The sequence below is a fragment of the Micromonospora sp. NPDC048887 genome, from assembly GCF_040649715.1.
In the GTDB taxonomy this organism is placed as follows: Bacteria; Actinomycetota; Actinomycetes; order Mycobacteriales; family Micromonosporaceae; genus Micromonospora.
Genome location: NZ_JBEZGA010000011.1, coordinates 215,645 through 223,862, shown reverse-complemented (window position 1 = coordinate 223,862; position 8,218 = coordinate 215,645). Strand labels below are relative to the sequence as shown.

At 74.0% G+C, this 8,218-nt stretch carries 7 protein-coding genes; 5 read left to right on the top strand and 2 right to left on the bottom strand.

Features of this window, described 5'->3' with window-relative positions; genetic code table 11:
• Positions 1-331: 331 nt before the first annotated feature.
• From AB0C17_RS19095 to AB0C17_RS19085, 3 genes are all read left to right on the top strand, one after another.
• On the top strand, positions 332-1,189 hold the full coding sequence (locus tag AB0C17_RS19095) for a GNAT family N-acetyltransferase (protein WP_357469803.1): 858 nt from the start codon (positions 332-334) through the stop codon (positions 1,187-1,189).
• Positions 1,182-1,505, top strand: a complete 324-nt coding sequence (locus AB0C17_RS19090) for a hypothetical protein (protein WP_357387559.1) — start codon at positions 1,182-1,184, stop codon at positions 1,503-1,505. Before AB0C17_RS19095 ends, AB0C17_RS19090 begins: the two co-directional genes overlap by 8 nt.
• A 91-nt stretch (positions 1,506-1,596) precedes the next feature.
• Entirely contained in the window at positions 1,597-2,550 is a 954-nt protein-coding gene (locus AB0C17_RS19085) for a zinc metalloprotease (protein ID WP_357387561.1), read from the top strand.
• A 52-nt stretch (positions 2,551-2,602) separates the two neighbouring features.
• On the opposite strand, the gene AB0C17_RS19080 is transcribed toward AB0C17_RS19085, so the two are convergent.
• The gene (locus AB0C17_RS19080) at positions 2,603-4,282 is read right to left on the bottom strand and encodes a DNA repair helicase XPB (protein WP_357387563.1); all 1,680 of its coding nucleotides are present in this window, start codon (positions 4,280-4,282) and stop codon (positions 2,603-2,605) included.
• Positions 4,283-4,468: 186 nt separating this feature from the next.
• Between AB0C17_RS19080 and AB0C17_RS19075 the strand changes: the two genes are divergently transcribed.
• Both AB0C17_RS19075 and AB0C17_RS19070 read left to right on the top strand, forming a co-directional pair.
• The gene (locus AB0C17_RS19075) at positions 4,469-5,344 is read left to right on the top strand and encodes a L,D-transpeptidase family protein (RefSeq protein ID WP_069088088.1); all 876 of its coding nucleotides are present in this window, start codon (positions 4,469-4,471) and stop codon (positions 5,342-5,344) included.
• Between the two features lie 144 nt (positions 5,345-5,488).
• The gene (locus tag AB0C17_RS19070) at positions 5,489-5,725 is read left to right on the top strand and encodes a hypothetical protein (protein WP_269702695.1); all 237 of its coding nucleotides are present in this window, start codon (positions 5,489-5,491) and stop codon (positions 5,723-5,725) included.
• Position 5,726: 1 nt separating this feature from the next.
• On the opposite strand, the gene AB0C17_RS19065 is transcribed toward AB0C17_RS19070, so the two are convergent.
• On the bottom strand, positions 5,727-8,189 hold the full coding sequence (locus AB0C17_RS19065; RefSeq protein ID WP_357479623.1) for a helicase-associated domain-containing protein: 2,463 nt from the start codon (positions 8,187-8,189) through the stop codon (positions 5,727-5,729).
• Positions 8,190-8,218 lie beyond the last annotated feature (29 nt).

Sequence of the window (8,218 nt, the reverse complement as noted above, 5' to 3'; positions counted from 1 at the left end):
GGGCGCTTTCGTCGGCGGCCCGGGCGCCCGCGGGGGGGGGGGGGGGGGGGGGGGGGGGGCGGGGCCGTACCAAGATCTCGGCGGATCCCGGGCCGGCGGCGGGCGGCCGTTGACGAATCGCGGCGATCTTGGAGTTGTGGCACCTTGCAAAAGCCGCGAAGTCGACATTGGAGGCGCCATAACTCCAAGATCGGCGGGTCGGGTGGGGCGGGGCGGGTGGGGCGGCGAGGGCGGGGGCGGGTGGGGAATCTGGTTGACCGTGGGGGAGGGGGTGGGGCCTACTGCCTCGGTGGAGCGTGGCGGCCGGGTGGGGCGGGCGACGGGAGTGGGCGTGGACGGGACGGGTGCGCTGGTCTGGCGGGAGTTCGGCGAGGACGACCTACCAGCACTGACCGGCCTGGCGCGGGCGTGCCTCGTCGCTGACGGCGGGTTGCCGCTGTTCGGGCGTACCCCGTTGGTGCGGGCGCGGCTGCTGCAGACGCGTACCCACGGCGCCTGGTCCGGCGGCGACCTGGTCGCGGCCGTCGGGGTCGGCACCGGGCGGACGCCCGCCACCGCCACCGGACTCGTGCACCCGGCGTGGCGCGGACGCGGGCTGGGCGGCGCGTTGCTCGACTGGGCCGAGAAGCACGCCGGCGACGCGGGCCTGCTGGTCACCACGGAGACGTGGAACGTCGGCGCGGAGGAGTTGCTCACCAGACGCGGCTACATGCGGACGTTCCTGGAGTGGGTGCTGCGGCACGACCTCGACGCGCTGCCCGAGGTCGCCGCGCCGGACGGGGTGACTGTGGAGCCGGCGACGCTGGGGCGGGAGTTGTTCGCCACCTACCGCGCGTCGTTCGCCGACCGGCCCGGCTTCGTGGAGCCCGAGGCCGGCGAGTGGCTGGGCGACCTGCGCGACGACGAGGACTTCCGGCCGGAGCTGACGCTGCTCGCGCGTGGTCCGGACGGCGAGGCGGCCGGCTTCGTCACAGTGCTCGACGACTGGATCGACCAGGTCGGTGTGGTGCCCGGGTGGCGCGGTCGTCGGGTCGGCGCCTACCTCGTGGCTCGTGTGCTGCGCGGCCTCGCCGACGGGGGCGCGGACGCCGTGTGGCTCTGCGTCAACGACGACAATCCGGCTGCCGGGCTGTACCGGCGGCTCGGCTTCGGACATTTTGGCCGCCGCGCCCGCTACCGGCATGACTGACCCGACCCGGACGGCGATCATGCGGGGCCTCGCCGACCTGTGGGCGAACGGCTGCCCGGTGCCCGCGCCGGAGCTCCGCGAACGGCTCGCCGACGTCGGCCTGCGCCGCTGGCGCAGCGTCGCGCGCCGGCACCGGGGGCGGCGGCTCGGCCCGGACGACCGGTTCAGGGATCTGGTACGCGGACTGGTCGCCGCGTTCGAGCCGGACCGTGCGCTGGTCGGGCCGCTGGTACGCGACTACGAGTGCGTCGCGCGGGTGATCACCGACGCCGTGACGTCGACGGACCCGCCGGGGACTGTTGCCGATGCCCATTGACGTGGTCTTATGGCGGGACGACGACGTCATCGATCCGCAGCTTTGACAACCCCGCGTCGTACTCCTTTCATGTCTCTCGAAAGGTGCAACGATGCACAGGAAACCGACAATCCACCTGGCGGTGCTCGTCGCTGCCGCCGCCACCTTCCTGACCGCCGGGGGAGCCTCCGCCACGCCCGCACCCGTGGCCGCCTCCCCGGTGGTCGCCGAGTGCGAGCCGGGTGCCGGCAACCACAGCGCCGCCCGGGTGCGCGAGGGCGCCACCGCCAAGGAGCCCGCGCTCTACTCGACGAACGAGGCCAAGGCGTACGGCGTCATCAAGGACGCGCCGCGCCTGGCAAACGGCAGCGTCACCGTGCCGACGATCTTCCACATGATCTCGGACCACGAGCTGAGCGCGGCCGAGAAGGCCCGCTGGAACACGCTCATCTCGGCGCAGATGACGGTGCTCAACGACTCGTTCGCGGGTCGTACGGCGGCGGACGCGTCGGACACGCCGTTCCGCTTCTCGCTCGTGGACACCACCTGGACCGTCAACAGTGCCTGGTACACGGTGGTGCCGGGCAAGAACGAGCGGGACATGAAGAAGGCGCTCTACACCGGCGACTCCCGCACGCTGAACGTCTACGCGGCGAACATCGGTGACGGGCTGCTCGGCTGGGCGTACTTCCCGAAGGGCTACAACAACGGCCGTGACTACATCGACGGCGTGGTGATGCTGGACGAGTCGATGCCGGGCGGCACGGCCGGCAAGTACGCGCTCGGCGACACGCTGACGCACGAGGTCGGGCACTGGCTGATGCTGGAGCACACGTTCGCGCACGGCTGCTCCGCGTCCGGCGACTTCGTGGCCGACACGCCGCGTGAGGCGGCGCCGCAGTTCAACTGCCCGATCGGGGCGGACACCTGCACCGCGCCGGGGCTGGACCCGATCCACAACTTCATGGACTACACGCAGGACTCCTGCATGAACATGTTCACCCCGGGCCAGGCCGACCGGATGAGCGACGCCTGGGTCGCGTTCCGGGCCAGCGGCAAGGGCTGACCGCGAGACCGGGCGGGCCGCAGCACGGCGGCCCGCCCGGCCGGCACGCCGGTCAGTCGACGCTCGGCAGCGACGGTCCGAGCACGTCGTCGGCGTCCACGATCGTGTACGCGTACCCCTGCTCGGCCAGGAACCGCTGCCGGTGCGCGGCGTACTCGGTGTCGATGGTGTCCCGGGAGACCACCGTGTAGAAGTGCGCCTGCCGGCCGTCGGCCTTCGGCCGCAGCACCCGGCCGAGCCGTTGCGCCTCCTCCTGGCGGGAGCCGAACGTGCCGGACACCTGGATCGCGACAGCCGCCTCCGGCAGGTCGATGGAGAAGTTGCCGACCTTCGAGAGCACCAGGGTCCGCAACGAGCCGGAGCGGAACGCGTCGAACAGCCGCTCGCGTTCCTTGTTCGTGGTGGAGCCCTGCACGATCGGCGCGTCCAGGTATTCGCCGAGCTGGTGCAGCTGGTCGAGGAACCCGCCGATGACGAGGACCTGCTCGGACGGGTGCCGCTCCACCAGCGCCCGCACCACAGGCAGCTTCGTGCGAGCGGTCGCCGCCATCCGGTAGCGCTCCTCGGCCTCCGCCGTCGCGTACGCCAGCCTCTCCGCGTCGGTGAGCGTCACCCGTACCTCGGTGCACTCCGCCGGTGCGATCCAGCCCTGCTGCTCGATGTCCTTCCACGGCGCGTCGTACCGCTTCGGGCCGATCAGGCTGAACACGTCGCCCTCGCGGCCGTCCTCGCGTACCAGAGTCGCGGTGAGGCCGAGCCGGCGACGGGCCTGGAGGTCCGCCGTGAAGCGGAAGATCGGCGCGGGCAGCAGGTGCACCTCGTCGTAGACGACCAGGCCCCAGTCGCGGGCGCCGAACAGGTCCAGGTGGGTGAACGCGCCGCCGCGCCGCGAGGTGAGCACCTGGTACGTGGCGATGGTGACCGGGCGGATCTCCTTGCGCTCGCCCGAGTACTCGCCGATCTCCTCCTCGGTCAGCGACGTGCGGGCGATCAGCTCCCGCTTCCACTGGCGGCCCGCCACGGTGTTGGTGACCAGGATCAGCGTGGTCGCCTTCGCCTCGGCCATGGCCGCCGCGCCGACCAGCGTCTTGCCGGCGCCACAGGGCAGCACCACCACGCCGGAGCCGCCGGCCCAGAACGCCTCGACGGCTTCCCGCTGGTACGACCGCAGCGTCCACGGCTTGCCGCCGTCCTTGCCGGCCTCGGCCAGCTCGATCGGGTGCGCCTCGCCGTCCACGTACCCGGCCAGGTCCTCGGCCGGCCAGCCCAGCTTGAGCAGCGCCTGCTTGAGCCGGCCCCGCTCGGACGGGTGCACCGCGATGGTGTCGTCGTCGAGCTTCGCGCCGAGCATGCCGGCGAGCTTCTTGCTCTTGGCGACCTCGATCAGCACCACCCGGTCCAGCGCGCGCAGCACCAGGCCGTGCACCGGGTCGTTGGCGAGCTGGAGCCGGCCGTACCGGTCCATCGTCTCGGCCACGTCGACCAGCAGCGCGTGCGGCACCGGGTAGCGGGAGTACTTGATCAGCGAGTCGACCACGCCCTCGGCGTCGTGGCCGGCGGCCCGCGCGTTCCACAGACCCAGCGGCGTCAGCCGGTACGTGTGCACGTGCTCGGGGGAGCGTTCCAGCTCGGCGAAGGGCGCGATGGCCATCCGGCACGCCTGCGCGTCGGGGTGGTCGATCTCCAGTAGGAGCGTCTTGTCCGACTGCACGATCAGTGGTCCACCGCTCACGCCAGCGTCCTCTCGCATCGCCCGGAACCCCGCTGCCCGGAACCCCGCCGCACCCCGGCTGACCTGCCGGAGGCCGACCAACCAGTGTTGCACGCCGGAGGGCTGCGTAAAAAAGTCCGGCTGGACAGGCAACGTCATACTCGTCCCACACGTCTAGCAAGCGGGACGACTGTCCAGGGAGGGCCCATGCAGCGTGTCCGGTTTCTCGCCCGGGTCACCGCCCTGGCGGTGGTCGTGCTGGTCGGTGTCGGCGCCTGCGCGCTCGATCCGCAGGCGGACGGCGCCGGGGGGAGCACCCCCGGCCCGGTCGGGCTGACGGAGGGAGCATCGGGGGCGAGCGCGTCGCCCACGCCGGAGCAGCCGGTCACGTCCCCGTCGGCGCAGCCGAGCCGGACGGCCTCGCCGAAACCCTCCCGATCGCCGGAGGCGACGAAGACGACGAAACCCAAGCCGAAGCCGAGCGCGTCCGCCGGGTGCCCGCAGGGCGAGCACCAGCGGGCCGTGGAGACGTACCTGACCCGGCTGGGCGGCTTCGGGACGCTGACCGTGGACGGCGAGCAGTCCGCCGCCGACTGCGCCGCGATCAAGAAGTTCCAGGTCCGGTACGGCATCAGCCCGTCCTCGGGTCGCGCCGGCCCCACCACGTACGACGTGGCGAAGCGGCTGGCCGCCACCGACACCGCGCGGTGCAAGGCCGGTTCCCGGCTGACGTTCTGCGTCGACCTGACCCGGCAGACGGTCTGGGCGATGCGCGGCGGCGAGGTGGTGATGGGCCCGACAGTGACCCGCACCGGCATGTCCGGCTACGCCACCCCGGCCGGCACGTACTCGGTGGGGCGGAAGAACCCGCGCGAGTGGTCCAACCCGTACGAGGTGTGGCTGCCGTACTGGCAGCAGTTCAACGGCGGGATCGGCTTCCACGAGACCACCACCTACCTGCACAACGGCGCGATCGGCTCGCACGGCTGCGTGAACCTGCTGCACCGCGACGCGGTACGCCTCTGGGAGCTGGGTTCGGTCGGCACCCGCGTGGTCGTGATCGGCCGCCGCCCCGGCACCTGAGCACGCCGCCCCGGCACCCGAACCGGCCCGCGCCCGCCCTACCCGTGTCCGGACCGCCCGGATCAGGGTTTTAACCCCTGTCCGCGCGGTCCGGTTGGTGTAACCCTGGAAGCCGGGTCCATGCCGGGACGGGGAGGGACTGCCATGACCGTTGACCAGGACGTGCTTCCCGAGGACGAACGGGCGCGGCAGCAGGAGGTGCCCACGGCGGTGGTGCTCGCCTACGCGGCGGCCGCGGCGGGGGTGTTCGGCTGGTTCCTGTTCGGGCTGCTGGTGCAGCAGCAGGGCTTCGTCGACTCGGTGGGTGAGGCGGCCGGCACCGCGTTCGCGTTGCTGCTGGCCGTGTCGGTGATCGGCACGCTGCGCCGCAACGGGGAGTAGCTCACTCCTCCAGCACCGCCGCTGTGATCCGGTGCAGGGCGAACGTGTGCAGCATCTCCGTCCGGTCGTCCTCGGCGCGCAGGTAGCCGGCACCGATCGACACCGGCCGGACCAGCCGGGACGCGGTCGCCCCGTGCGCGTCGACGTAGCCCACCCAGACCAGCGCCTTGTCCCGTACCGCCTGCTGGAGCACCGCCAGGGCGTCGCCGTGCCCGGACACCGGCGTCGGACCGGCCGCCGCCGGGCCGCCCCGGACCACAGCCGGGGCCCGCCGCGCGGCCCGGGCCGCCGCGTCGCCCCGGCGGATCTGCTCCACCACGCCGAGCAGACGGGGCATCGGCAGCTTCGGCGTGGCGAGCGGGTCGACCGCACGACCGATCGCGGTACGGGCCGGCGCCCGCCGGGTCTTCGGGCGTGCCAGCACCATCGCTCCGCTGGCGTCCTCGGGCACCGGGGCGTACCCGGCGTCGCGCAACGCGGTGAGCATCCGGTTGACCTGGTACGGGGTGACCAGCACCGTGGGCGCGAGCCGGCGGAACGCCAGCGGCTCCAGTCGCCGGTCCGCCTGGACCTCGCTGAGCAGCGCCTCGTCGTCGCTGCGCACGTATGCCCCGGCCGACCCGACGCGCAGCCCACCGTGCTTGCGGGCCGCGTCGTCGACCAGGTAGGTCAGGCCCTGCGGCACCGGGGTGCGCGAGCGGCGGCGGAACAGCGCGTGCAGGTCGTCGGCCGTGTAGCCGGCGTCCAGCGCCCGCCTGATGCTCGCCGTGGTGACCCGGTGCACGCTGGCGCCGCCCGCCGACTCGTGCTCGGCCACCACGTCCAGTTCGGCGGCGAGCGCCGGGTCGGGCGGGCCGGGCACCACCACCGTCAGGTCGGCCTGCACCAGGACGTGGTCGACCGGGGCGGGCAGCAGCGCGTCCAGCGCCCGTACCGTCGTCGACGCGTCGCCCGACTCGGCGTCGGAGCGCAGCCCGAGCGGGTCGTCACCGCGCTCGTCGGCCTCGGTCAGCTCGGCGAGCAGCAGCCGCCCGTACGAGGTGAGCGCGCCGAGCCCGGTCACGCCCAGCGTGGCCGCCTCGGCGAGCACCTCCCGGTGCGTCGCCTCCCGCCCCCGGGCCCGCCGGGGCGCGCGCCAGTCCAGCAGCTCCAGCACCTCGTCCGGGGTCGGCGCGGTGCCGGGCGGCAGGTCGGCCAGCACGGCGAGCAAGGCCCGCCGGGCGGCCGGCGCGCCGGCCCGTTCCGCCTCGGCGGAGAGCACCGAGATGGGCCGGTCCCGGTCGTCGCGCTGCCCGATCAGGCCGGCCTGGCGGGGCATCGACATCCAGGCGCGGGCGAGCTGGTCCCAGCGCTGGGCCAGGGACACCGCGCGCCACACCTCGTACCCGCCGGTGGGCAGGATCTGCTGGTCACCGCCGTACCGCGTGGTGGCCGCGCCGGTCAGCTCCATCTCCCCGGTCAGCCCCGCCGCGTACGCCACCTCGAACAGCAGCGCGGTGGTCGGCTCGTCAAGCCCGAGACCGCGGGCGAGCCGCCGCAGGTCGCGTACGCCGACGCCGCCGGAGCGCAGCACCGGGGCGGGTTCCGCGGTCAGCGCCTCCAGCATCGCCTCGATGTGCCGGACCACCTCCATGGTCTGCCCGGCCCCGGCCGAGTCGACGGACTTGACCTCGCGCGCCGGGCCGGACACCACCGGCGGGCTGGTGCGCAGCGGCCCGAGCGGACCGGCGTCGCGGCGCAGCACCAGCCCCACCTCGCGGGGCAGCTCGACGGTGCCGTTGCGGCCGCCGGACATCCGGACCAGCAGCCGGTGCTCGACCAGCCAGCGGATCGGCGAGCCGGTCGGGGCGCCGCCGTTGACCAGGTCGGGCGGGAGCACGTCCTCGGCGCCGGTGGCGGGGGCCTCCAGCGCGCCGGGCGCCACGGTCCCGACCGGCGGCCCGGCGGCGAGCCGGTCCAGGACCGCCCGGGCCGAGGGCGGCGCGGACAGCAGCGTCCGCCGCAGCTTCGCCGGGTCCGCGCAGAGCGCCGCCGCGCGCGGGTCCAGCTCCGCCGCCGGTCGGCCCAGCCCCGCCGGGTACGGGGACACCTCGTCGATGCCGCCGGCCACGCACAGGGCGTGCTCGGGGCCGTACAGCAGGAACCGGGCCCGGAGCCGGTCGACGGCGGCGCGGACCGCCGTGGGTGCGGGCGGGTGCGGCCCGGCGGTGGCCATGGCCAGGATCTGGTCGGTGGAGGTGGTGCCCTCGGGATCGCGGGTGAGCCGGGCGGCGTCGAGGATCTGGAGGGTGAACTGGTCCAGCCCGTCGAGCGCCCGGGCCACGGAGACCCGGGACTGGGCGCGCAGGGCGAGGGCGGACACGTCGGCCGGCACCGGCACGACGAGGTCCGGCCGCAGTTGGAGCAGGGCGGCCAGGGACTCGTCGGGGAGGGCCCGCAGGTGGTCGGCGAGTGAGGTGGTCATCGTCGTACCACGCTAGCCCGCTGGGTAGG